Genomic DNA, 24126 nt, shown 5'->3' with positions numbered 1-24126 from the left:
GTCCGGATCAGTCCAGCGCGACCGAACGCCGCAGCGGGTCGCGCAGATCCGTACCGCGCGCGAGCCAGCGCTCCTCCAGCTCCGCCGCGCCTCTGACCCGCTTCCACGCCGCCTCGTTCGGCGTCATCGGCAGCAGCGGCAGGAACCGTACGGGCTCCAGCGGCGCGTCCAGCTCCAGGTCCGGCACCAGCCCCCCGGACTCCCCCACCAGGACGGAGTGGAACGGCGCCCCGGGCCACAGCGGCCCGCCCACGTCGAGCGAGCCGCCCGGCGCCACCACCACGCCCTCGACCTGCGGCGACGCGGCCAGCACCGCGAGCGTGCGCAGCACCTGGTCGGTGTCGGCGAGCCCGGCGCGTACCGAGAGGACCAGTTCGGCGCGCGGGCCCTTCACCGGGTCGGCGAGGAGCGCGGACGGGTCGGCCATCGGCTGCGCGGACATCCCGAGCGTGGCGTACCGCACGACGTCGGAACCGTCCAGGAAGCGCAGGACCTCGATACGGTCCGTCCCCAGGAAGGTCACCGCGGCGCGCGCGTCCGGTTCTCCCAGGGCCGTGCGGAGCCGTGCCTCGACCAGGGCGAGAATTTCTTCCATACGGCGAGCATAGATCGCGTAAGGATTGGGCAAGAGGTCAGTTTGGGCCTGAGGCTGCTGATAGGCTAGGCCGCCGGTCGGGACAGCACGCAGAAGCGTCGCTCTCCAGTCCCGACGACACGTCATCCCCCACGGGGGACAGACTGGAGGAGGTGGGGCTGCGGTGGACCGAAGTCACCCGGCCAGTACCAGCCGCTCTTCCGCCCGAGCCGCGTCGCATCCGTCCCGGTGAACTGACACCCCCTCGGTGTACTGACACCTCACGGACATGCCGACCGCCCGCCGCACCGGGCACGGCCATGGCAGATCGCACGACGGAAGAGCACTTCTCGATCGCCGGTGTTTATTCCTGTCATAAGCGAACGCCGTCACCGCGAACGCCGCGGTGCCGCCCGCTTTGCGGACGTCACGCAACACGTCCCCATTCCGGGCTGTGCCACGCTCCCGCCGACGGCCTCTCCGTAGAGGAGCCCCGCCATGTCGATGATCCGTGACCTGCGCGCAGCGGTCCGTCCGGCCCTGCGCAAGAACAACGCCTCCTTCGGCGCGTACGACGGCTACGACCCCACCCGCGACCCGTCCGCTTCGAGCGCGGTCGTCGACTGCGCGGTCTACCGCGACGGCGAGCGCGTCAGGGAGGACCCCTGCCTGACCCCGCGCGAGGCGATGCTGCGCGTCCGCGAGGGCGGCGGCTTCGCCTGGATCGGACTGCACGAGCCGACCGAGGCGGAGTTCGCGGGGATCGCGGCCGAGTTCGGGCTGCACCCGCTGGCGGTGGAGGACGCGGTCCACGCGCACCAGCGGCCCAAGCTGGAGCGGTACGACGACACGCTGTTCACCGTCTTCAAGACGATCCACTACGTGGACCACGCCGAACTGACCGCGACGAGCGAGGTCGTCGAGACCGGCGAGGTGATGTGCTTCACCGGCCGGAACTTCGTCATCACCGTCCGGCACGGCGGCAAGGGCTCGCTGCGCAGCCTGCGCCATCGTCTGGAGTCCGACAGCGATCTGCTGGCCAAGGGCCCCTCGGCGGTGCTGCACTCCATCGCCGACCATGTCGTGGACGGGTACATCGCGGTGGCGGCGGCCGTGCAGGACGACATCGACGAGGTCGAGATCGACGTCTTCTCCGCCCCGGCCAAGGGCGGCCCGCGCGGCGCGGACGCCGGGCGGATCTACCAGCTCAAGCGCGAGGTGCTGGAGTTCAAGCGCGCGGTCTCCCCGCTGCTGCGTCCGATGCAGTTGCTGAGCGAGCGGCCGATGCGGCTGATCGAACCCGACATCCAGAAGTACTTCCGGGACGTCGCGGACCACCTCGCCCAGGTGCACGAGGAGGTCATCGGCTTCGACGAACTGCTGAACTCGATCCTCCAGGCCAACCTGGCGCAGGCGAGCGTCGCGCAGAACGAGGACATGCGCAAGATCACCTCGTGGGCGGCCATCATCGCCGTACCGACGGCGGTCTGCGGGGTGTACGGCATGAACTTCGAGCACATGCCGGAGTTGCAGTGGCGGTTCGGCTACCCGCTGGTCCTCGGCGTCATCATCACGACGTGTGTGATGATCCATCGCACGCTCAAGCGCAACGGCTGGCTGTAGCACCACGGCGGGCCGACACGGTACGGGCCGGACCTGACGGTGGTCAGGTCCGGCCCGTACTGCTGTGAGGCGCCGGTCAGTTCAGCGCGCGTCAGCTCAGCGCGCGTCAGTTAAGGACCCGTCAGTTCAGCGCGCGGAAGCCCGCCATGCCCGATCCCGCGTTGACGCCGCTGCCCTTGATCTCCGGGTAGAAGAGCAGGTCACCGGCGGCGTTCGTGGACCAGACCGCGGGCTTGCCGTCGCCCAGGACGTTCGGGACGGCGGTGAGCAGCGGGCGGTTGGCGGGGGTCCAGCCGGTGCCGATGGCGGCGCGGTCGGGGCCGGAGCCCAGGCCCTCGCCGTTCGGTCCCGTACCCGCGTACAGGAACAGTTCGCCGGTGTCCTTCTTGCGGGCGACGAGGTCGACGCGGCCGTCGCCGGCCGTGTCGCCGGGGGCGGCGAGGTCGTAGTTGGACCAGCTTCCGTCGCCGATCAGGACCGGCGGCTGGTCGATGAAGTCGTCCAGGTAGTAGACGTAGTCGTCGAGGTAGCCGGACGGCGAGCCGAAGTAGAGCCAGAGCTGGTCGCCCTGCTTGACCAGCAGGTCCGGGTAGCCGGGGCGGTCGTCGGGGCCGATCACGCCGTCGCCGTCGAGGTCGAGCGGTCCGTCGACGTCACCGATGGCGAGGATCTGGTCCGCGCCCTGCCAGTGGTCGTTCTCGGTGTCCCAGACGCGCAGTTCGCGCTTGTCGGACTCGTCGACGGCGCCGGAGCCGTCGTTGGGGTGGACCCAGAGGCGGTCGCGGGCCACGGCCGGGTCGGCGGCCAGGGTGATCAGGTCCTCGTAGCCGTCGTCGGTCCAGTCGCCGCGGCGGGTCGTCCTCGTTCCGGTGTAGCGGCCGTCCTGGGAGGCGGCGCGGTCGGCCTTCACGGCCTTTCCGGTGCCGTCGCCGAAGTAGCGCTGGAGGGTTCCGGCGGCGTCGACGGCCCACAGGTCGGCCTGGCCGTCGCCGTTGAGGTCGCCCACCTGGTCGGCGACCTTGGCGCCGTTGGCGTAGAAGAGGTAGGCGCGGGTGTCGGAGCGGTTGCCCGCGCGGTCGAGGCTGCGTACGTAGAGCTGGTGCGCGCCCGCCTTGGTGGGGGTCAGTTCGATGTTCACGCTGCCGCCGAGCGCCCCGGGCGTGCGGGTCGTGACGGTCGGGTCGATCGTGGACCAGAACTCGTAGGAGGCGATGTCGGTGGCGGCGCCGGGGCCGACGACGAAGGTGCCCGGGTTGCGGACCGTGCCGGTGTCGACGGGCCAGCCGGCGGTGCCGTCCGGGAACTGCTGGGAGGTCACGGTGGGCGGTGTGCTGGGACGGTCGGGCAGGTAGACGAAGCGGCAGCCGGGGGCGCCGCCGGTCGGGTTCCAGTCGCTGGTCAGGGAGCCGTCACCGGCCTGGACCTTCCAGGAGAAGTTCCCGTTCGCCGTGGCGACATGGGCCTTCAGGGTGGCCTTGGGGATGGTGACTCGCGCAACCGAGCCGGAGGTCACGGAGACGGTCTGATTGACGATCATGACGCCGTTGGGGTCGGCGGTCGGGTGGTGGCCGGTCGCCCAGAGGTGGAACTTCATCTGGACCGTCCCGCCGTCCGGGTCGCTGCCCTTCGCCGTGAGCTGGACGTCCGTGTCACCGATCAGGCCGTACGGCGCGGTGTTTCCGCAGCCGGCGGAGTTCTTCGTGCTGGGGACGGTGTCGAGCGCCGACGGCACGGCCGGCGGCGTGTTGTACTCCGTGCTCAGGACGGCGGTGGCCGCGTCGAACTTCTTCCAGCCCTCGGTGTCCGTCGTGCTGGCCTGGAGGCTGAGCGTCATCGTCGGCCAGTTGGAGGCCGCCGCCTTCACGGCGTTGCCCTTGACGCCGAACTCCAGGTTGCCCGCGGGGCAGCCGCTGCCCCAGCCCTTGGCGTCGGTCACGGTGGCGAGCAGCCCGCCGAGCGTGGGCTGCTTGGCCCAGGTGGTGGCGGAGCTGATGGGGTTCGAGGCGTACAACTGGACCGGCTTCTTGGTGCAGGACCAGGAGTGGGTGTTCTTGATCCGGAACGTGGAGTTCACGATGGACTTGCCGGAGAGGTTCCGGGTGTCCATCGTGAAGTACGAGAACCAGGTGCCGCCGGTCTCGTTCTCGTGGCCGACCCGCGCGACGTTGTCCGACTTGTTCCAGTAGCTGGTCGTCGGGTAACTCTTCGCGACCGCGGTCCAGTTGTTGCGTCCACCGGAGACGTACGGGTCGATGTGGACGGGGAAGACCGTGTCGGGCGCGGTGAGCAGCCCCTGATCGGGCGTCAGCTTGAGGGCGCCGCCCTCGACGACGGCGGGTACGGCGCTCTCCTTGGCGCCGGCCGCCGGGGCGAATCCTTCCTCCTCGATGGCCGGGGCCTGCCGCGCGGTCCGCTTCGCGGCGGAGCCGGTCGCGGCGGAGCCGGTCGCGGCGGTCGCGGCGAGCGCGGCGCCGAGCGAGGCCGCGCCCTTGGGCTCCTGGCCCGTGGCGACGCCGGAGCTGTCCCACATGACGGGGGTGGGCGCGGCGAACACGTTCTGCCCGGCCGGGTCGACGGCGGTGAGGTTGCCCGCCGCGTCGGTACGGGCCCGCACCCCGTCCGTCTCCATCGGGAAGGTCAGCCGCTCCAGCCGGGGATCGGCGGCGGCCTCCCGGGACTTGACGACGAGGACCTGCTGGAAGCCGGTGACTCCGGCGCGCAGCTTCAGGTCGACGCCGGGGATCACCTCGGGGTACGTGGCGGTGTCGCCGTCGAGTTCGGGCGTGGGGAGCTTGCCCTGCCAGTCCAGCGACATGGTGCGGCCGTGCTGCTCGATGGTGGCCATCACCGAGTCTCCGCCGCCGGAGAACTCCAGGCCGACGGAGGTGGCGCGGGGCCGTACGGCGCCGTCACCGGTGCGTACCAGCGTCGGATCGGCCGTCACCAGGCGGCCGTTCTGGCGGACCCGGATCGGGACGATGTGTGTCTCCTGGGTGAAGGAGCCCGAGGGGTTGGCGTAGGTGGTGGAGAACTCACCGCGCTCCGCGACCACTTCGACCTGTTCCCCGGTCTCGGCCGCCTTCTTGAGGGCGCGCTCGGCCGGTGTGGCCCGCTCGGCCGCCGTGTCGGCGGCCGTGGCGGGACCGGCGGCCGAGGCCGGTACGGCGGAGAGCGGTATGACGGCGCCGGCCAGGCCGGTGGCGACGGCGGCGGCGATCAGCGGGCGCAGGAGCGCCCGGCGTCTGCGCAGCCGTGGTTGAAGTGACAAGACAATTCCTCCCCGAAGCCCCCGGCGGTCTTCCGCGCGTCTCGCGGAACGGTGACCGAGGGGGCCCAACAGCCTTTGTGAATGAACGGTGATGGCGAACGAAAGGAGAGTAAAGCGCACACCATCGATGAATTAATCCGGCATGTTGCGGCAAGGCTGACATTCCGCTTGTGCAAATCACAACAGAAGCGATCAGATATGCCCCCTTTAGCTGTGCTTTACGTAGCTCTTAGGCACGTATTCTCCACACGCGGTTATCAACTTCACCACTAGGGGGCTTCCGTGAACGACCCTTCGAGCCGTGCCGTGCACAGCCGGCGCAGATCGAGACCAACACGTCGAAGAAGGTGGACGAAAACCACGTCCGTCATCACCGCATCCCTGCTCCTCGGGGGTTTCCTGAGCGCCGAGACCGCCTTCGCGGTCGGCTCTCTCGCCCTGCCGAAGCTGGACGAGACCAAGCCCGTACCCGTCTCCCCCGTCGACCGGAAGCGCGCCGGCGGCAAGAACGACGCCGCCCGCGACGCGCTGAAGTCCGCGCCCGGCGTGAGCTGGCCCGCGCCCGGTACGGCGGAGGTCGAACTCCCCGCCGCCCGGGGCGCCGTGGAGCGCGCGGGCAAGCTGCCCGTACGGCTCGGGGCCGCCGCCGGGAAGACCCCGGGCGGTGAGCGCGGCAAGGCGCCCGCGTCCGCGCGGGTCCAGATACTCGACCGGAGGACCACCGAGAAGCTGGGCGTCGAGGGCGTCGTCCTCGCCGTGCGCGCGGCCGACGGCGGCAGCGACGCGAAGGTCCGGCTCTCCCTCGACTACTCCCGGTTCGAGCACGCCTTCGGCGCCGGCTGGGCCTCCCGCCTCTCCCTCGTCCACCTGCCCTCCTGCGCCCTGGAGTCACCCGGCGCGAAGGACTGCGGCGCACCCGCCCCGCTCGACACGGACAACGACACGGGCGACCGGACGCTGACCGCGGACATCCCGGTCGACGCTGCGGAGCCCGCGGACGCCACCGCCGGGGACGCCGACGGGGCGCCCGTGACGGCCGCCCCGAAGAGCGCCCGCTCCGCCACCGGCCTCACCGCCGCCTCCGGCGTGACCCTGCTCGCGGCGACCGCGGGCCCCTCCGGCGCGGGCGGCGACTACAAGGCGACGCCGCTGAGCCCCTCGGGCAACTGGACGGCCGGCGACTCCTCCGGCGGCTTCGGCTGGGGGTACGAGATCCAGACCCCGGAGTCCCCCGGCGGCATGGACCCCGAACTGGCCCTGAACTACTCGTCGCAGTCGCTGGACGGCCGTACGGCGGCCACGAACAACCAGTCCAACGAGGTCGGCGACGGCTGGTCGCTCACCGAGAACTACATCGAGCGGCGCTACGCGTCGTGCAACGACGACATGACCGGTGGCACCAACAAGGCCAAGAACGGCGACCTGTGCTGGTCCAACTGGAACGCCACCATGTCGCTCGACGGCCAGTCCCACGAACTGGTCAGGGACGACACCCGCGGTGAGTGGAAGCTCAAGGACGACGACGGCACCAGGATCGAGCGGCTGACCGACGCCGACGCCGCCACCCCGCGCGCCAACGGCGACAACGACGGCGAGCACTGGCGGATCACCACCACCGACGGCACGCAGTACTACTTCGGCTACAACCGGCTGCCCGGCTGGTCGTCCGGGAAGGCGGAGACCAACTCCACCTGGACCGTGCCGGTGTACGGCAACCAGAGCGGCGAGCCCTGCTACAAGGCCGCCTTCGCCGACGCGCACTGCCAGCAGGCGTGGCGGTGGAACCTCGACTACGTGGTGGACACCAACGCCAACGCCACCACGTACCACTACACCCAGGAGAAGAACCGGTACGGCCGCAACGTCTCCGCGACCACCGGCCTCGGCACCCCGACCGAGTACGTCCGGGGCGGCTACCTCTCCCGTATCGAGTACGGACTGCGCTCCGACAACCTGTACGGGACCAACGCGGCGAGCGCCAAGGTGGACTTCACCGTCGCCGAACGCTGCCTGCCCGACGCCTCCTTCGACTGCGCCCCGGCCAAGATGACCACGGCCAACGCCAAGCGCTGGCCCGACGTCCCCGTCGACCAGGAGTGCAAGGCGGGCGAGGACTGCAAGAACCGGATCGCGCCGACCTTCTGGACCAGCAAGCGGCTGACGAAGATCACCACCTCGTCGCTGGCCGGCTCCTCCTACCAGCCGGTCGACTCCTGGGAGCTGCGCCAGGAGCTGCCCGACCCGGGCGACGGCTCCCCCGCCTCCCTCTGGCTGGCGGGCATCACCCGTACCGGCCACACCGGTGACGCGCCGGTCTCGCTGCCCGAGGTCACCTTCAAGGGCTGGCAGCTCCCCAACCGCGTGGACACCACCGGCGACGGCATCCCCGCGCTGGTCCGCTACCGCGTCAACCAGATCGACACGGAGACCGGCGGCTCCATCGGCGTCACCTACTCGGCCGCCGACTGCGCGCCCGGCAGCCTGCCCTCGGAGACGTCCAACACCAAGCGCTGCTACCCGGTCTACTGGTCGTCAGCGGACTCCCCCGCCGCCGACTACAAGCCGGTGAAGGACTGGTTCCACAAGTACGTCGTCACCCGCGTGCTGGAGAACGACCTGGTCGGCGGCTCGCCCACCGAGCAGACCGACTACACGTACGTCGGCGGCGCCGCCTGGGCCAAGAGCGAGGACGAGTTCACCAAGGCCGAGCACCGCACGTACAGCGACTACCGCGGCTACGCCGAGGTCCGCACCCAGAACGGCAACGGCATCGACGGCCCGAAGCTGGACAGCCGTACCCGCTACTTCCGCGGGATCGAGGGCGCCAAGGTCGCCGACTTCGAGGGCAAGGAGGTCACCGACCAGCCCGCCTTCCAGGCCATGGAACGCGCCGAGATCGTCTACGACGGCACCGAGGTGATCTCCGAGGAGACCTCCACCCCTTGGCACAAGGGCCCCACGGCCACCCGCGCCAGGCCCGGACTGCCGGCCCTGACCTCCGGGATGACCGACGTCCAGGAGGAGACCACCCGCTCCCCCGCCAAGGGCGGCGGCTGGCAGCGCACGAAGACCGAGCGGACCTTCGACGCGTACGGCATGGTCGCCACGGAGACCGACCACGGCGACACGGCGAACACCGGCGACGAGACCTGTGACACCACCACCTACGCCCGGAACACGGCGGCCAACATCCTGGAGCTGGAGGCCACGGAGAAGATCACGGCGGGCACCTGTGCCGCGCCGGGCGAGCTGATCTCGGAGAACCGCAGCTTCTACGACGACTCCACCACCCTGGGCGCGGCGCCGACCCGCGGCAACACGACGCGTGAGGACGAGAACAACGCGGAGGGCACGGGGTTCTTCACCGCCTCCACCGCCACGTACGACCTCTACGGCCGGCCGCTGAAGACGACCGACTCGCAGGGCCGTGTGATGACGACGGCGTTCACCCCGACCACGGGGATGGCGGCCAAGACGGTCGTCACCAACCCCCTCGGCCACACCCTCACCACCGAGTTCGACCTCGCACGGGGCGTGCCGGTCGCCGAGACCGACACCAACGACAAGCGGACGGAGATCGCCTACGACGGCCTCGGCCGGGTGACGGCGGTCTGGGAGGCGGGCCGCAGCCGGGCCAAGTTCCCCGACTCGCCGAACACGTCCTTCACGTACCGCATCTCGCGTACGGACACTCCGGTGGTGACCACGCGTGAGCTGCGGGGCGACGGTTCCACGGAGACCGGTTACGAGATCTACGACGGTCTGCTGCGCGAGCGCCAGACACAGGTGGCCTCGGGGACCGGCACGGGCCGGGTACTGACCGAGACGCTGTACGACTCGCGCGGCCTGGAGTGGAAGTCCTACGACGACTACTACGCGACCGGCGCCCCCGAGGGGAAGCTGGTCGCCGGTGACGACACCAAGGCGCCCGCCGTACTCCGGACGGTCTTCGACGGGGCGGGCCGGGCCACCGACGCCATCGCCCTGAAGTACGGCACGGAGACACGCCGTACGAAGACGGTGTACGACGGGAACCACACCACGGAGATCCCGCCCAAGGGCGGCACCGCGTCCACCACCGTGACCGACGCGCTCGGCCGGACCAGCGAGGTCGTCGAGTACACCAACGAGGCCCGCACCACCTCCCAGTCCATCACCTACGCCTATGACAAGCGGGGCCTGCTGGAGAAGATCACCGACCCGGCGGGCAATGTACGGAAGTTCGGCTACGACGGACGCGGCCGTGAGGTCCGCGCCGAGGACCCGGACACCGGCACCGTGGAGACACGGTACGACTCGCTCGACCGCCCGGTCGGCACGACGGACGGCCGCGGGGTGTCACTCTCCGTCGCCTACGACGAGCTGGGCCGCCAGACCGCACTCAGCCAGGGCGCGAAGACGCTCTCCGAGTGGCGGTACGACGAGATCGCCAAGGGGGAGATCGCCGAGACCCGCAGGTATGTGGACGGCAACGCCTACGTGCAGCGGATCACCGGCTTCACCGACGACTACCAGGCCACCGGCATGGAAGTCACCATCCCGTCCTCCGAGGGCGACCTGGCCGGCACGTACAAGTGGGGCTTCGGCTACGACGAGCTGACCGGGCTGCCGACCTGGATCAACCAGCCGGCGATCGGCAATCTGCCCGCCGAGCGCGTGGTCACCCGCTACGGTGCCGACGACCAGGCCCAGGGGCTGACCGCCGGCGGCCGGGTCCTCGTCAACTCGGCCACGTACGACGCCTTCGGGCGGGCGCAGCGGACCGAGTACAACGACCAGGCGCGCCGGCTCTACCGGTCCTGGTCGTACGACGAGCACACCGGTGAGCTGCTGCGGACCACCACGGATCGCACGGTGGCGCCGAACCGGATCGACGACACGACGTACGGATACGACCTGGAAGGCAACGTCACCCGGATCACCACCAGGACCGGCCAGGACCAGGCGCAGCAGACGGACACTCAGTGCTTCGTCTCGGACGCGCTCCAGCGGCTCACCGAGGCGTGGACGTCGACGGGGGACTGCGCGAGCGCCCCGAGCGGGTCGGACGTCGGTGGCCCGCAGCCGTACTGGCTGTCCTACAGCTACGACGCGCTGGGCAACCGCACCCAGGAGACGCGCCACGACGTCGCCGGCGTCACCGCGAAGGACGAGGTCCGCTCCTACCGGTACGCGAAGCCGGACGGCGCCAAGCCGGCCGCGCTGACCTCGGTGGACACCGCGAGCAACGGCGCGACGTCGACGACCGACTCCTTCACGTACGACGGCTCCGGCAACACCGTCACCCGCAAGACCGACGGCCGGGACCAGACGCTGGAGTGGGACGCGGAGAACCAGCTCGTCAAGGTCGACGAGGCGGGCGTGGGCGCCACCGAGTACACCTACGACGCCGACGGCGGACGGCTGATCAGGAAGGACGCGGCGGGCACGACCCTGTACCTGCCCGGCGGCAACGAGCTGCTGCTCACGGCGGACGGCAAGAAGGAGGGCACCCGCTACTACGACTTCGACGGCGACACGGTCGCGGCGCGGGCGAACGGCGCGCTCCAGTTCCTCTTCGCCGACCACCACGGCACGGCGACGACCGCCGTCGACGCGACGACCCAGGAGGTGCAGCACCGCAATCTGGACCCCTTCGGCGAGGAGCGGGGAGCGGTCTCCTCGGCGCCCGCCACATGGCCCGGCCAACGGGGCTTCGTCGACGGGACGGTGGACCGTACGGGGCTGACGCAATTGGGCGCCCGTGCGTACGATCCCGCCCTCGGCCGGTTCCTGAGTGTCGACCCGATGATCGACTACTCCGAATCGCAGCGTATGAACGCGTACGCCTACGCCAACAACAATCCGGCGTCCTTCTCCGACCCGGACGGCCTCTTCTGGGGAAAGCTCAAGAAGGCCGCCAAGAAGGTCGCGAAAAAGGTCACCAAGACGGTGAAGAAGGCCGTCAAGAAGACAAAGAAGGCCGTCAAGAAGGTCGTCAAGACGGTGAAGAAGGTGGTGAAGAAGGTCGCCAAGAAGGTGAAGCGGGTGGTGAAAAAGGTGGCCCGCGTCACCAAGAAGGTCGTCAAACGCACGGTCTACGCGGCCAAGAAATATACGAAGAAGGCATACCGCTACGTCAAGAAGACGACGAAAAAAGCGGGCGGCTATGTGAAGAAGCAGGCGGGTCGCGCCTGGTCCGCCGGGAAGAAGACGAGCAAGTCCGTCGCACGGGGCGCCTCCAAGGCAGGAAAGGCCGTGGCGAAGGGCACGGCCGCGACCGGAAGAGCCGTGGCGCGCGGCGCCGACGCGACGGCGGGAGCCATCGCGAGCGGGGCCAAGGCGGCGGGCAACCACGTCAAGGACAACTGGCGCGACTACGCGGGAGCGGCGGCGCTCGGTGTCTGCATCGCGGCCTCGGCCGGTGCGTGTGTGGCTGCGGGGATGGCCGTGGCGGGCGCCAAGCTCGCCGCGTCCAAGATCGACCCCAACATGGAGACGGACTGGGGCACCTTCGCCAAGGACAGCGCGTTCGCGGTCGGCGGCGGCGCCGTCGCGGGAGCGTTCGGCAAGGCTGTCGCCGGAGGCACCTTCCGGGGCGCTCTGCGAGCCAGTCCGGTCACCACCAGTATCCGAGGGACATTGGGCAATGGCGCGATGAACTTCGGGATGGCCTGGGCGGGTTGCGGAACGGGTAGCCTCGGCAAAGCCGCGTACTGCTGATCAAGGGGACGAAGAGAGATGAAGCCGCGCCTGCTGAGAAGAAAGAGCCTGTGGATATTCACGACGCTCGCCTGCTGCGGGTTTCTCGTGATGATCCCGGTGTTCTGGCTGTCGGCACAGCCGGACGACGCCGTGGGCGACAGCCTCATGGTGTCCTCGGTCATGCTGGCCATCTGCTGGGCGATGATCAGGATCGGCCGGGCCCGCGTGGAAATACACGACGGCGGGCTCGTGCTGATCGACTGGTGGAGTCGCGAGTGGATTCCCTGGGGCGCTTACCGGAGGGTCGAGACAGACGGTGGACTCACCGTCGTCGCCCGCGGGGACAAGCAGCACACGCTCATGAGCTTCGGCGGCTCAGTCGTCGAAGAGGCGCGTGCGCGGCGCGGTAAAGGTCTCATCGGCGGGATCGCCCAGGAAATCCGCACCGCGAGCCGGGCGGCGTCACCCGAATCCCTCCGGGAAACGGAAGTGACGGTCAAGCGGTGGGAGTTCATCCCCGCCGACCTCCTCCTGGCCCAGGTGCTGGTCTGCCTGGCTCTCACCCAGTCGGGCATCGTCCCGATGTGAGAACCCGTAACTCCCCCGGGTCGGTGCCATCCCACGGCACCGACCCGGCGCCCGGCCGGGGAAAAGCTCAGGCTTCTCCCCGGCCGGGCTGCGTGATCGGCTTTCCTCTCCCCCCAGTACCTCTTCCCTTCCGCCCTTCCTCAAGGGAAATCCATGCTCGACATATCCCGCCACGTGATCTTTCTCGTCTTCATCCTCGGCATCGGATCTTTCGCCCTGGTCCACGGCATGCTGACCGCCACCTGGGGTCAACGGTCGGTGCTTCTGTGGATGCTCATCCCGCTCGGCGGCGGCACAGGACTCGGACTCGCCAAGGGCGAATCGGTCGATGTCCTGCTCCTCAGTCTGGGCGGAGCCCTGGCGATGATGGCCGTTCTGATGGCTTTCCCCAGCGGCAGGAGAAAAGAGCTCTACCGGCGCCAGGCGGCCGGGGAGAAGGTCGACTGGAAAGAGGCCGAACCGCCCACGTGGGCGATCTGGGTCTTCATCTGCGCGGTCCTCCTCTGGACCGCCTTCTCCTTCATCGCCACCGGGGGGTGAACCGGGAAGGTCGCGCGGCGGGAGGCCGAGGAAGGGGCGAGCAAGGAGAATCAGATGCCCGCTGCTCTTCCTCCAGCGGTTCGGCGCCATGGTGGCGCTGTTCTTCCTCGTCGGCCGGTTCTCCGACATGTCCTGACGGACAGCGCCGCGCACCGGCCCCCGCGCCGCCGATAGGCTGCGGGCATGACAGAACCACAGCTCGGGCAGGCGCTCGTCGAGGAGGCCACCAAGAAGTCCGGCCTCGTGTGGGTGCGGGGCTCGGGGCCCGACCGGGCGCTCTGGCACGTCTGGCACGAGGGCGCCGCGCTGATCGTCGGGGACGGGCCCGGGGAGCAGCCGCTGCCGGGGCTCGTGGACGGGGCGCCCGCCGAGGTGACCGTACGCAGCAAGGACAAGGGCGGCCGGCTGATCGCCTGGACGGCGGTCGTGGCCGAGCTGGCGCCGCACTCGCCGGAGTGGGAGAGCGCGGTCGCCGAGCTGAAGGGCAAGCGGCTCAACGCGCCGGACGCCGAGACGATGACGGAACGCTGGGCGCGCGAGTGCCGGGTGGTGCGGCTGGTGCCAGCGGAGACGATCACCGAGCTGCCGCAGGGCTCACTGGCCGCCGTACCGCTGGAGACCCCGGCGACGACCCGCGAGCCCGTACCCGCCTCGCTCGGCCGCCTGCTGCTCCGCCGTAGGAAGAAGTAGGCAGAAGCAGGAAGAAGCAGGGAGAAGGCCACCGGCCGAACCGGGCGACAGCGGCTAGTCGCCGGTCTTCGGGAGCCTGGTGCCGTAGTCGACCGTCTGGCCCTTCGTCGGGGCCGCCAGGTCGAAGTCCTTGCCCCACTCCGTCAGGGAGAGCGTGCCCGCGCCGCCCGCGCGCAGCAGTTGCAGCGGGTACGGCGTGCCCTCCAGGGAGACGTCCAGCGTCCCGCCGGCGCCCTTGGAGCCGTTGATCTTGACGGTCCGCACCCCGCCGATCCGGTCGCGGTCGCCCTTGTCCAGTGCCCCGTGGAGCGTCAGTATCCCGGCGAGGAGGACCTTCTTGTCCGTGAACCCGCTGAGCTGCTTGTACGACGGATCGTCGGGCGGGACCTTCACGTACTTGTCCTTGAGCTTGCCCGCGGCCTCCGCGTCCGAGCCGCCGGCGGGCGCGGGGGTCGACGTGCCGCCGGTGTCGTCGGCGTGGTTCCAGAACCCGGCGTCGGCCTTCAGATACAGCTCGTCGTCGATGCGCAGGAGCTGGAAGGTGCTGTTCTTCGAGGTGACGGAGCCGGTGCCGCCGTTCTCCTTCAGCCGCATGTTGAGCCGGTACGTCCCGCCCTCGCTGACCAGCGCGCCGGAGAGGTGGACCGCCGCCGCGGAGTCCGCCGCCGCCTTGGCCTTTCTCTCGATCTCGACGGCGGTGAGCTTGCCTACCCCGTTCGTCCCCTTGTCCGGATCCTCGGTCTCGCCGCCGCACGCCGTGAGCACCGCCGTGAGTCCCAGGCAGAGCGCCAGGGGAAGGGCGGCCCTGCGGGAGCGGTCGGACGACAGGGGAACGATCACAGACGCACTGCCTCTCATACGCTGCTGGGGGGTGGCAGACCGCAGCGTACCCGGGCCGCGGACACCCAGGCCCGCCCCCCGAACAGCGCGCGGTACGAACGGCCGGACGGACGGATCCGTCAGCGCGTGCCGCAGCGGTACGGGCTAGCCTGAACCTGTAATCGCGCTGGATAGAAGGACAATCAAGGACAAGGAGGCGCTCGGAAATGGCGGCAGGCGTCCCCCGTGTCTTCGTCTCGCACCTCGCCGGCGTGCCGGTCTTCGACCCCACCGGCGACCAGGTCGGCCGGGTCCGCGATCTCGTCGCCGTGCTGCGCGTCGCCGGACGGCCGCCGCGCCTGCTCGGCCTGGTCGTGGAGGTCCTCAGCAGGCGCCGGATCTTCCTGCCGATCACCCGGGTCACCGGGATCGAGTCGGGCCAGGTGATCACCACCGGGGTGCTCAACGTACGCCGCTTCGAGCAGCGCCCCACCGAGCGCCTGGTCCTCGGCGAACTCCTCGACCGCCGGGTACGGCTGGTGGAGGACGGCGAGGAGGTCACCGTCCTCGACGTCTCCGTGGCACAGCTCCCGGCCCGCCGCGACTGGGAGATCGACAAGGTCTTCGTACGGCGTGGCCGCAAGGGCGGCGCGCTGCGCCGGCGCGGGGAAACCCTGACCGTCGAGTGGTCGGCCGTCAGCGGTTTCTCACTGGAGGAGGAGGGGCAGGGCGCGGAGAACCTGGTCGCCACCTTCGAGCGACTGCGCCCCGTCGACCTCGCCAATGTGCTGCACCACCTCACCCCGAAGCGGCGCGCGGAGGTCGCCGCGGCGCTCGACGACGACCGGCTCGCCGACGTCCTGGAGGAGCTGCCCGAGGACGACCAGGTGGAGATCCTCGGCAAGCTCAAGGAGGAGCGCGCGGCCGACGTCCTGGAGGCGATGGACCCGGACGACGCGGCCGACCTGCTCTCCGAGCTGCCCGAGGCCGACAAGGAGCGGCTGCTGACGCTGATGCGCCCCGACGACGCGGCCGACGTACGGCGCCTGATGTCGTACGAGGAGCGCACCGCGGGCGGTCTGATGACGACCGACCCGATCGTGCTGCGCCCGGACGCGACGGTCGCGGACGCGCTGGCCCGGGTACGGCAGCAGGACCTCTCCCCCGCGCTCGCGGCCCAGGTCTACGTGTGCCGGCCGCCGGACGAGACGCCCACGGGCCGGTACCTGGGCACGGTGCACTTCCAGCGGCTGCTGCGGGACCCGCCGTACACGCTGGTCAGCTCGATCGTGGACAGCGATCTGCCGCCGCTCGCGCCGGACACCCCGCTGCCCGCGATCACCAGCCATCTCGCCGCGTACAACATGGTCTCGGCGCCGGTCGTGGACGACGGCGGGGCGCTGCTCGGCGCGGTGACGGTCGACGACGTCCTCGACCACCTCCTGCCGGACGACTGGCGCGAGACGGGATTCCACGGCGGGGAGGCGGAGCGTGGCGCCTGAGCGGCGGGACAACAACGAGGGCATCGGCCCCCGGGAGCGGCCGAAGGCGCTCTCCGCGGCGGGGTCGACGGCGCTGACGCGCGGCGGGCGGGTCCGGCTCGACCAGCCGAGGTCGCAGCGGCGCAGGGTGCTGCCCGAGTACGACCCGGAGGCGTTCGGGCGGCTCTCGGAGCGGGTGGCGCGCTTCCTGGGGACGGGCCGCTTCATCGTCTGGATGACGCTGGTCATCATCGTGTGGCTGGTGTGGAACATCAGCGCCCCGGTCCACCTGCGCTTCGACCCGTACCCGTTCATCTTCCTGACGCTGATGCTGTCGCTCCAGGCGTCGTACGCGGCGCCGCTGATCCTGCTGGCGCAGAACCGCCAGGACGACCGGGACCGGGTCACCCAGGAGCAGGAGCGCAAGCAGAACGAGCGGTCGATCGCGGACACCGAGTATCTGACGCGGGAGATCGCGGCCCTGCGGATCGGTCTGGGCGAGGTGGCGACCCGCGACTGGATCCGTTCGGAGCTCCAGGACCTGGTGCGGGAGATGGCGGAGCAGCGTCTTCTCCCCCCGGCGGGGCCGGATGACGAGCCGCCCGCGGGACGGGCGGAGACGGACCGCTGACGGACTTGTCGGCGGCGGTGCGGATCGCCGTACCATCTCGGTATGGCTACCGACACGTACGGAACCGCCGTCCCCGCGGAAGAAGCGGTGCGCGAAGCGCTGGCGACGGTGAACGACCCCGAGATCCACCGGCCCATCACCGACCTGGGGATGGTCAAATCGGTGGAGATCGCCGCGGACGGTGCGGTCGCTGTCACGGTCTACCTCACGGTGTCCGGCTGCCCGATGCGCGACACGATCACCCGGAACGTGACGGACGCGGTCGCCCGGGTCGAGGGCGTCACGCGCGTCGACGTCACGCTGGACGTGATGGGCGACGAGCAGCGGCGCGAACTGGCGGCCTCGCTGCGCGGCGGTACCGCCGAGCGTGAGGTGCCCTTCGCCCGCCCCGGCTCGCTGACCCGGGTGTACGCGGTGGCCTCCGGCAAGGGCGGCGTCGGCAAGTCCTCGGTGACGGTCAACCTGGCGGCGGCGATGGCGGCCGACGGGCTGAAGGTCGGCGTGGTGGACGCGGACATCTACGGGCACAGCGTGCCGCGGATGCTCGGCGCTGACGGCAAGCCCACCCAGGTCGAGAACATGATCATGCCGCCGTCCGCGAACGGGGTGAAGGTGATCTCGATCGGCATGTTCACCCCGGGCAACGCGCCGGTGGTGTGGCGCGGCCCGATGCTGCACCGCGCGCTCCAGCAGTTCCTCGCCGACGTCTACTGGGGTGATCTGGACGTCCTGCTGCTCGACCTGCCGCCGGGGACCGGCGACATCGCGATCTCGGTGGCGCAGCTCGTGCCGAACGCCGAGATCCTGGTGGTCACCACCCCGCAGCAGGCCGCGGCCGAGGTCGCCGAGCGGGCCGGCTCGATCGCCGTGCAGACCCACCAGAAGATCGTCGGCGTGGTCGAGAACATGTCCGGGCTGCCGTGCCCGCACTGCGACGAGATGATCGACGTCTTCGGCACCGGCGGCGGCAAGCTGGTCGCGGAGGGGCTGACGCGGACGACCGGCGCCGAGGTGCCCGTACTGGGCGCGATCCCGATCGACGTACGGCTGCGCGAGGGCGGCGACGAGGGCAAGCCGATCGTGCTCTCCGACCCGGACGCCCCGGCGGCGGCGGCGCTGCGCGCCATCGCGGACAAGCTGGGCGGGCGTCAGCGCGGCCTGTCGGGCATGTCGCTGGGGATCACGCCGCGCAACAAGTTCTGAGACGCCCAGGGGCCGTACGGCCCCTCGGGTCCCTGCGGGTCCCTGCGTGCGGATCTCTCCGGAGCTCTGCGGATCTCTCGGGGGCTCTGCGGGTCTCTCGGGGTAAGGGGCGGCCGTCCATGGTGGTCGCCCCTCACGTACGGACCTGCTGCGCAGAGGCCCGCTACTGCCCTCTACTGGTCGCTACTGGTCGTACGACCGGATGTCGTCGATCACCGAGAACCCGATGCCGTACGCGCTCATCCCGCGCCCGTACGCGCCGAGATGGACCTCGCCGCGCGCCGACCCCGCCAGCACCCAGCCGAACTCGGACTCGCGGTAGTGGAAGGGCGTCGGCTCGCCGTCGACCGGCAGGGAGAGCGTCGACCAGGCGGACCCGGTCAGATGGTCGGCCAGTTCGAACGCGGTCTCCGTCTGCTGCTCCAGCCATTCGGCGCGCAGGATGTGGTCCAGTTGCGGGGGCCAGGTGGAGGCCAGCAGCCCCGAGCCGGCCAGCCAGGCCGCGGAGGACGCCGTCGTGGCGTCCAGATGCCCCGTACCGTCACCGGTACGGCGTACGGCGCTGTTGGCGACCGTGACGACCACCGTGAAGCGTTCCCGGTCCGCGGCGGCCGCGTCCGGTCTTATCGACGGCTCTTCCCCGTGGCCCGTGGCGCCGTGCCGTACGGAGCCGTCGGCGCTCGCCCCGACCTGCATCAGCCAGCGCGGTCCCGTGAACGCGTCGTCCAGCCCGTACCAGGGAAAAGGCGCCCTCAGATAGGCGGCGAGGGAACGAAGACCCGTCTGCCCTCCCTCGGAGGGGTCTGGTCCGGCCGCGTCCCGCGCATCCGCCCGACTCGTGGTCTCCATCTGCCCGCGCCTCCTCGATCTCGGTCGTCCGGCGCCGATCCGCCCCCGACGGGCGTTTCACTGCCGGACAGATGGAGGATAGCCACCCGCTCCCGACTCGTCGGGATTGGTCGCGCTCAGGTGGCGTCTGCGTCGAAGGGAGGGCGTTCGACCGGATCGGGCTTTTCGCGCTTCTTGAGCAGGTCGGGCGTCTGGGGAGAAGTGGGGGATTTCTTGAGGAGATCGGGTGTGGCGGACCCGCCGCCGACGGACGCGCCGTTCGCCGACGATCCGTTCGCCGCGCTTATGGCGGGCGCGGGGGTCTCCGACTCGTCGGACTCGCCCTCCCGGCCGTTCACCACGTCCGCGATGTCGTTCATCTCCTGACGGAGGTCGAACGTGCCGCGGATCTCCTTGAGCCCCAGATCGTCGTTGTCCATGAGCTGTTTGCGGACGAAGTTCTTGGGGTTGAGGTCCTCGAACTCGAAGTCCTTGAAGTCCGGGCCCAGCTCGGAGCGGATGTCCTCCTTGGCGTTGTCGGAGAACTCACGGATCTTCCGGATGAAGCGGGAGACGTCCTGGATGACCTTGGGCAGCTTCTCCGGACCGAAAACGATCACGGCGAGGACCGCGATCGTGATCACCTCAAGGGCGCCAATGTCGTTGAACACCTTGCTGCTCCTTGTGTTCTCCATGCACGCGGGACGGGGACGGGGCCGTCCTGGTCCGCTCTGGGTCGAGGTGGGCGGGGCCGGGCCGCTCCACGGTACCTGGCCGAACTGTCCGGGCGGTACCTTCCGGTGACCGTCAGGTGCCGTCCGCGGAGCCGAGAGCCAGACTCATGGTCCGCTCCTTGCCTCCCCGTACGAGGGTCAGGTCCAGCCGGTCACCGGGGCGGTGCGCGCGGATCTTCACGATCAGCTCCTCGCCGCTGTGCACCCGCTGTCCGTCGACCTCGGTGATGATGTCGCCCGGCCTGATGCCCGCCTTGTCGCCGGGGCCGCCCGCGGTGACCGCGGGGCCGCCGTCGGCCGCCTTGTCGCCGACCTTGGCACCGTCGCCCGTGTACTCCATGTCGAGGCTCACACCGATCACCGGGTGGGTGGCCTTGCCGGTGTTGATCAGCTCCTCGGCGACGCGCTTGCCCTGGTTGATGGGGATGGCGAAGCCGAGCCCTATCGAACCGGACTGGCCGGTGCCGAGCCCCGTACCGCTGTCGGCGGCGCGGATGGCGCTGTTGATCCCGATCACCCGGGCGCGGGCGTCCACCAGCGGTCCGCCGGAGTTGCCGGGGTTGATGGGGGCGTCGGTCTGGAGGGCGTCGACGTAGCTGATGTCGCTGCCGTCGCCCTTCTCGCCGCCCGCGGTGATGGGGCGCTCCTTGGCGCTGATGATCCCGGAGGTCACGGTGTTGGAGAGGTCGAAGGGCGCGCCGATGGCCACCACCGGGTCGCCGACCTGGACGTTGTCGGAGTTGCCCAGCGGGAGCGGCTTCAGCCCGGACACGCCGGTGACCTTCACCACGGCGAGGTCGTAGCCGCTGTCCTTGCCGACGAGCTTCGCCCGGGCGGTCTCGCCGCCGCTGAACGTGACCGATATCTCTCCGCCGGAGCGGGAGGACGACGCGGGCTGGACGACGTGGTTGTTCGTCAGGATGTGCCCCTGCCGGTCGAGGACGAAGCCCGTACCGGTGCCCTGCTCACCGCCGCCGCTGACATGCAGGGTGACCACGCTGGGCAGCGCGCTGGCGGCGATGCCCGCGACGCTGTCGGGCGCGCGGCCGGCGGACTCGGGGCCGGCCTGCGGGAGTTCCACGCTGGTGAGGCCGCCGTTGCGCTCGATGTACGCGCCGACCGCGCCGCCCACGACACATGCGGCGAGCCCGACCAGCACGAGGACGGCGAGCCCGGCCCTGCGGCGCTTGGGGGCCGGCTCCCCGTACTCGGTCAGGGGCCGGGCCGCCGGGGCGCTCCAGGGGTCGTACTGGAGCCACTGGGAGGGCGCGGAGTGCGGCTGCGCGGGCCCCGGGTGAACGGGCTGCGTGGGCGGCTGCTGAGGCTGCGCGGGCGGCTGGGGCTGGGGCTGGGGCTGGGCGTGGAACTGCGGCGGCCCGGCCGGACCGGGGTACGGCGTGCCGCCCGCGGGGGTCGGGAACTGCACCGGGGGCGCGGGCGCCCAGGGCCCGGGGCCGCCGTACGGCGGGGTGCTGTAGGCGTCGGGCTCGTGCAGCGGCCGGGGCCGCTCAGGGGGCGCGTCCGACGGCTCGGGCTCGGCGGGCGGTTCCGACGTCACGGCGGGGAGTTCCGCCGTGACCTCCGGGAGTTCCGCCGTGACCGCGGCGGGCTCGGTGGGCGGCTCCGGCACTTCTGACGGCTGCGACGGCCCGTCGGGCTCCTGCGGCGGCGCGCCGACCGCGGAGGGCCGGCTCCACCACTTCGCCTTCGGTCCGGTCGGCTTCCCGTCGTCCATGCTCTCCCCGCAACTGCCGTTCCATGCCCCGACAGGGGCACCCCTGCCCTGGATTCAACCAGGTTTACGAACGTCCGCGCAGGGAGCCGGTGTCAGCGCCTGGCCGAAAGCGGCGAGGAAGGCGAGGAAGGCAGCGTCGGGGCGTCGAGCCGGGTGGGGTCCGGGGTGGCTGCGGAACCGGTCCCCGGCGTCTCGTCGTCGATCTGGACGGCGGATCCCGTGGCCCGGGCCCACGGCAGCGGTGAGGCGCCGGTCAGCAGCCCTTGCGGGAAGGGGTGTTCGGCGAGCAACTGCGACTGGAGCACGCCGGGCGGGGCCGTGGAGGAGGGCCGGTCCGTGGAGCGCGAGAGCGAGCCGCCGCCCTGGCGGCGGGAGGAGTCACTGATGCTGGACGCCGGGGCCGTGGTGCCCGGGGCCCGCAGGGGGGTCACACTGTTGCCCGCGCCGCGCGGCATGACGTCGGCGGCCGTACCGAGCGGCATCGTCCCGCCGAGGGCCATCGCGGCGAACGACACGGCACTGGCCGCGGCGAAGGCGAACCGCCGGCCGCGCCACGCGGAGCGCGCCTCGTCCTGCCGGGGGCCGTGGCGCCCGACCTCGTGGATACGGAATCCGGAACCGCCCGGCAGCATCCCGGCGTGCGGGCCGCCCGGGACATAGCCGAAGCCGCCCGTTCCGACTCCGAAGGAGCCGTCACCGAAGCGGCCTCCGTCGAAGCGCCCTTTTCCGTCGTCGTCACCACCGGGTCCGGTTCCGGGCCCGCCGGGAAGTCCCTGGAGCCGGGCGAGCAGACCTGCCGAGAGCTGCGGCGGCGCGGCCTGCGCGAACGCGGTTTTCAGCCGGCGCTGGGCGTCGGCCTCCGCCTTGCACCTGGCGCAGGTCGCGAGATGGGCCAGCACGCGCTCACGCGCGTCATGGTCCAGCTCCCCGTCCACCAGTGCGGCGAGTCGGTCCCCCAGATGCTGCTCGGCGGGGGTGGGCCCTGTGCCACTCACGCCGCTCCGCCCTCCCCGGCCACGCTCACAAAGGCGCGCTGCTCGGCCCGGGCCTCGGGGGAACGGTGCTGGAGCGCCTTGCGCAGGTGCGAGCGGCCGCGGTGGATCCTGCTCCGTACGGTGCCGAGCTTCACGCCCAGCGTGGCGGCGATCTCCTCGTACGACAGCCCCTCGATGTCGCAGAGCACCACCGCCGCACGGAATTCGGGCGCGAGGGTGTCCAGCGCCTGCTGGACGTCCGCGTCGAAGTGCGTGTCGTGGAAGACCTGCTGCGGCGAGGGCTCACGGCTGGGCAGCCGCTCCGCCGCGTCGTCGCCGAGCGCGTCGAATCTGATCCGCTGCTTGCGGCGGACCATGTCGAGGAAGAGGTTGGTGGTGATGCGGTGCAGCCAGCCCTCGAACGTGCCGGGCGTGTACGTCGACAGCGAGCGGAAGACGCGCACGAAGACCTCTTGGGTCAGATCCTCGGCGTCGTGCTGGTTGCCCGTGAGGCGGTACGCCAGGCGGTAGACACGTCCGCTGTGCGTGCTGACGATCTCCTCCCAACTGGGAGGCGTCCACGCCTGCGATTCCGCATCCGATGCGAAGGTCGCCGTAACTGCGGAGTCGGTGGAGCGAGAACGGTCAGCAATGTTGGTCACGGATTTCGGCTCGCCGGCTGACCTGAGAAGGCGCCGGAGCACTCCTCCCCGATCCACAGGCGCAGCCGCACCTCCCCTATCGGCTCTGGTGGTGTCCAGTGGAGCCCCTACCATAGCCACTCCGCCCGTTAGCTCCGGATAAGAATCTTTACGTGAATTTGGGGGCGGTCCCGGGCCCCCTCGGGAGCTGCTCCTGGGGTTTCCCCCGCCTCGCGCTCTGCCCTTCTTAACGCCTGGTCCCATCTGCGGGTTCCCGGGCGCAGCGGATACAGTCACCGTTGCGCCGCCAACGGGGACAAGGAGAGGGTCATTACCGCCAACCGGCAGACGAGCTGGGCGTTCGCCGACGCCTTTGTCGCCGAGGACGAACCTCTGCACTGGGCCCGGGAACGGGCCCGGGAGACAGGGCTCCGCTCGGTGTCACCAGGCACCGGCGCCGCGCTGCGTCTGCTCGCCGCCACGCTGGACGCGAAGGCGGTGGCCGAGATCGGCACGGGCACCGGTGTCTCCGGTATCTACCTGCTGGAGGGCATGCGCCCGGACGGCGTGCTGACCACGGTCGACACGGAGCCCGACTGCCAGCAGTTCGCCCGGCAGGCGTTCCGTGCCGCCGGCTTCACCGGCAACCGGGCACGGTTCATCCCCGGCGGCGCCCTGGACGTACTGCCGCGGCTCGCGGACGGCGCGTACGACCTCGTCTTCTGCGACGGGGACCGGCTGGAGTCCCTCGACTACCTCGCTGAATCGTTGCGGCTGCTCAGACCCGGCGGTCTGGTCTGTTTCGAGGGCGTCTTCGCCAACGGCCGGACCGTGGACTCGGCGGCCCAGCCCTCCGAGGTACTGCGGCTGCGGGAGCTGCTGCGGACCGTACGGGAGAGCCAGGAGCTCCAGTCGACGCTGCTGCCGGTGGGCGACGGCCTGCTCTGCGCGGTACGGCGCGGCTGACCCGCGCCCCGGAGCGCGAGACGTCCGTCCAGCCCGCCGGTCCTGTCGGTCCTGTCGAACTCGTCAGCTTCCCCCGGAACCGTCCTCCTCACCCCGAACAGTCCTCTGCCCCGGTACGGACGGATCCGTACCGGGGCAGAGGGCTGC

Annotated in this window: 16 protein-coding genes and 1 pseudogene; 9 read left to right on the top strand and 8 right to left on the bottom strand. The window is 70.8% G+C overall.

Features of this window, described 5'->3' with window-relative positions; all coding sequences use genetic code 11:
* Window positions 1-7 precede the first annotated feature (7 nt).
* Window positions 8-595, bottom strand: a complete 588-nt coding sequence (locus ACIO3P_RS18935; protein ID WP_329829220.1) for a suppressor of fused domain protein — start codon at window positions 593-595, stop codon at window positions 8-10.
* Window positions 596-1072: 477 nt separating this feature from the next.
* Between ACIO3P_RS18935 and ACIO3P_RS18930 the strand changes: the two genes are divergently transcribed.
* A complete protein-coding gene (locus ACIO3P_RS18930; protein ID WP_329829218.1) occupies window positions 1073-2197 on the top strand; it encodes a magnesium and cobalt transport protein CorA in 1125 nt (374 codons plus the stop codon).
* A gap of 121 nt (window positions 2198-2318) precedes the next feature.
* Here ACIO3P_RS18930 and ACIO3P_RS18925 read toward each other — a convergent pair whose 3' ends face one another.
* Complete coding sequence (locus ACIO3P_RS18925; RefSeq protein ID WP_401851328.1) at window positions 2319-5465, bottom strand: VCBS repeat-containing protein; 3147 nt, start codon at window positions 5463-5465, stop codon at window positions 2319-2321.
* Window positions 5466-5747: 282 nt separating this feature from the next.
* Between ACIO3P_RS18925 and ACIO3P_RS18920 the strand changes: the two genes are divergently transcribed.
* The 4 genes from ACIO3P_RS18920 to ACIO3P_RS18905 all read left to right on the top strand — a co-directional run bounded on the left by ACIO3P_RS18920 (window position 5748) and on the right by ACIO3P_RS18905 (window position 13967).
* On the top strand, window positions 5748-12167 hold the full coding sequence (locus ACIO3P_RS18920; RefSeq protein ID WP_401851331.1) for an RHS repeat-associated core domain-containing protein: 6420 nt from the start codon (window positions 5748-5750) through the stop codon (window positions 12165-12167).
* A gap of 18 nt (window positions 12168-12185) precedes the next feature.
* Window positions 12186-12737, top strand: coding sequence for a hypothetical protein (locus ACIO3P_RS18915; RefSeq protein ID WP_329829215.1), 552 nt, complete (start codon window positions 12186-12188; stop codon window positions 12735-12737).
* Between the two features lie 153 nt (window positions 12738-12890).
* Complete coding sequence (locus ACIO3P_RS18910; RefSeq protein ID WP_401851333.1) at window positions 12891-13277, top strand: hypothetical protein; 387 nt, start codon at window positions 12891-12893, stop codon at window positions 13275-13277.
* Between the two features lie 183 nt (window positions 13278-13460).
* Complete coding sequence (locus ACIO3P_RS18905) at window positions 13461-13967, top strand: hypothetical protein (RefSeq protein WP_329829213.1); 507 nt, start codon at window positions 13461-13463, stop codon at window positions 13965-13967.
* Window positions 13968-14021: 54 nt separating this feature from the next.
* Here the strand turns inward: ACIO3P_RS18905 and ACIO3P_RS18900 are convergent, their stop codons facing one another.
* Complete coding sequence (locus ACIO3P_RS18900) at window positions 14022-14825, bottom strand: hypothetical protein (protein ID WP_329829212.1); 804 nt, start codon at window positions 14823-14825, stop codon at window positions 14022-14024.
* Between the two features lie 188 nt (window positions 14826-15013).
* Here ACIO3P_RS18900 and ACIO3P_RS18895 point away from each other — a divergent pair, with 188 nt between their 5' ends.
* From ACIO3P_RS18895 to ACIO3P_RS18885, 3 genes are read left to right on the top strand one after another with little or no spacing between them, the layout of a single operon-like run.
* Complete coding sequence (locus ACIO3P_RS18895; protein WP_329829211.1) at window positions 15014-16288, top strand: magnesium transporter MgtE N-terminal domain-containing protein; 1275 nt, start codon at window positions 15014-15016, stop codon at window positions 16286-16288.
* Between the two features lie 22 nt (window positions 16289-16310).
* A complete protein-coding gene (locus ACIO3P_RS18890; protein WP_329829683.1) occupies window positions 16311-16898 on the top strand; it encodes a DUF1003 domain-containing protein in 588 nt (195 codons plus the stop codon).
* 42 nt (window positions 16899-16940) lie between these two features.
* On the top strand, window positions 16941-18101 hold the full coding sequence (locus ACIO3P_RS18885; RefSeq protein ID WP_329829210.1) for an Mrp/NBP35 family ATP-binding protein: 1161 nt from the start codon (window positions 16941-16943) through the stop codon (window positions 18099-18101).
* Between the two features lie 183 nt (window positions 18102-18284).
* Here ACIO3P_RS18885 and ACIO3P_RS18880 read toward each other — a convergent pair whose 3' ends face one another.
* The 5 genes from ACIO3P_RS18880 to sigE all read right to left on the bottom strand — a co-directional run bounded on the left by ACIO3P_RS18880 (window position 18285) and on the right by sigE (window position 23148).
* A complete protein-coding gene (locus tag ACIO3P_RS18880; RefSeq protein ID WP_401851334.1) occupies window positions 18285-18950 on the bottom strand; it encodes a hypothetical protein in 666 nt (221 codons plus the stop codon).
* A 116-nt stretch (window positions 18951-19066) separates the two neighbouring features.
* A complete protein-coding gene (locus ACIO3P_RS18875) occupies window positions 19067-19600 on the bottom strand; it encodes a sec-independent translocase (RefSeq protein ID WP_329829207.1) in 534 nt (177 codons plus the stop codon).
* A 136-nt stretch (window positions 19601-19736) separates the two neighbouring features.
* Window positions 19737-21398 (bottom strand): trypsin-like peptidase domain-containing protein, encoded by a 1662-nt coding sequence (locus tag ACIO3P_RS18870; protein ID WP_401851337.1) that lies wholly within the window; start codon window positions 21396-21398, stop codon window positions 19737-19739.
* 92 nt (window positions 21399-21490) lie between these two features.
* Window positions 21491-22393 carry a zf-HC2 domain-containing protein gene (locus tag ACIO3P_RS18865; RefSeq protein WP_329829204.1) on the bottom strand — a complete coding sequence of 301 codons (903 nt, stop codon included), beginning with the start codon at window positions 22391-22393 and terminating at the stop codon, window positions 21491-21493.
* Window positions 22390-23148: an RNA polymerase sigma factor SigE gene (gene sigE, locus ACIO3P_RS18860; RefSeq protein ID WP_329829202.1), complete on the bottom strand. Its 759-nt coding sequence runs from the start codon at window positions 23146-23148 to the stop codon at window positions 22390-22392. Before sigE ends, ACIO3P_RS18865 begins: the two co-directional genes overlap by 4 nt.
* A 164-nt stretch (window positions 23149-23312) precedes the next feature.
* On the opposite strand from sigE, the pseudogene ACIO3P_RS18855 reads away from it, so the two are divergent.
* Window positions 23313-23979: pseudogene (locus ACIO3P_RS18855) on the top strand (O-methyltransferase).
* Window positions 23980-24126 lie beyond the last annotated feature (147 nt).

Source organism: Streptomyces sp. NPDC087310 (assembly GCF_044744405.1).
Taxonomy (GTDB): Bacteria; Actinomycetota; Actinomycetes; order Streptomycetales; family Streptomycetaceae; genus Streptomyces.
This window is presented reverse-complemented; position numbering and strand designations above follow the sequence as displayed.

Bases quoted from the DNA above. Each gene is read 5' to 3' on its own strand.
- ACIO3P_RS18895 (WP_329829211.1), top strand. From the start codon at position 15,014: ATGGCGGCAGGCGTCCCCCGTGTCTTCGTCTCGCACCTCGCCGGCGTG.
- ACIO3P_RS18885 (WP_329829210.1), top strand. From the start codon at position 16,941: ATGGCTACCGACACGTACGGAACCGCCGTCCCCGCGGAAGAAGCGGTG.
- ACIO3P_RS18880 (WP_401851334.1), bottom strand. From the start codon at position 18,950: ATGGAGACCACGAGTCGGGCGGATGCGCGGGACGCGGCCGGACCAGAC.
- ACIO3P_RS18935 (WP_329829220.1), bottom strand. From the start codon at position 595: ATGGAAGAAATTCTCGCCCTGGTCGAGGCACGGCTCCGCACGGCCCTG.
- sigE (WP_329829202.1), bottom strand. From the start codon at position 23,148: ATGGTAGGGGCTCCACTGGACACCACCAGAGCCGATAGGGGAGGTGCG.
- ACIO3P_RS18910 (WP_401851333.1), top strand. From the start codon at position 12,891: ATGCTCGACATATCCCGCCACGTGATCTTTCTCGTCTTCATCCTCGGC.
- ACIO3P_RS18915 (WP_329829215.1), top strand. From the start codon at position 12,186: ATGAAGCCGCGCCTGCTGAGAAGAAAGAGCCTGTGGATATTCACGACG.
- ACIO3P_RS18930 (WP_329829218.1), top strand. From the start codon at position 1,073: ATGTCGATGATCCGTGACCTGCGCGCAGCGGTCCGTCCGGCCCTGCGC.
- ACIO3P_RS18870 (WP_401851337.1), bottom strand. From the start codon at position 21,398: ATGGACGACGGGAAGCCGACCGGACCGAAGGCGAAGTGGTGGAGCCGG.
- ACIO3P_RS18905 (WP_329829213.1), top strand. From the start codon at position 13,461: ATGACAGAACCACAGCTCGGGCAGGCGCTCGTCGAGGAGGCCACCAAG.
- ACIO3P_RS18900 (WP_329829212.1), bottom strand. From the start codon at position 14,825: ATGAGAGGCAGTGCGTCTGTGATCGTTCCCCTGTCGTCCGACCGCTCC.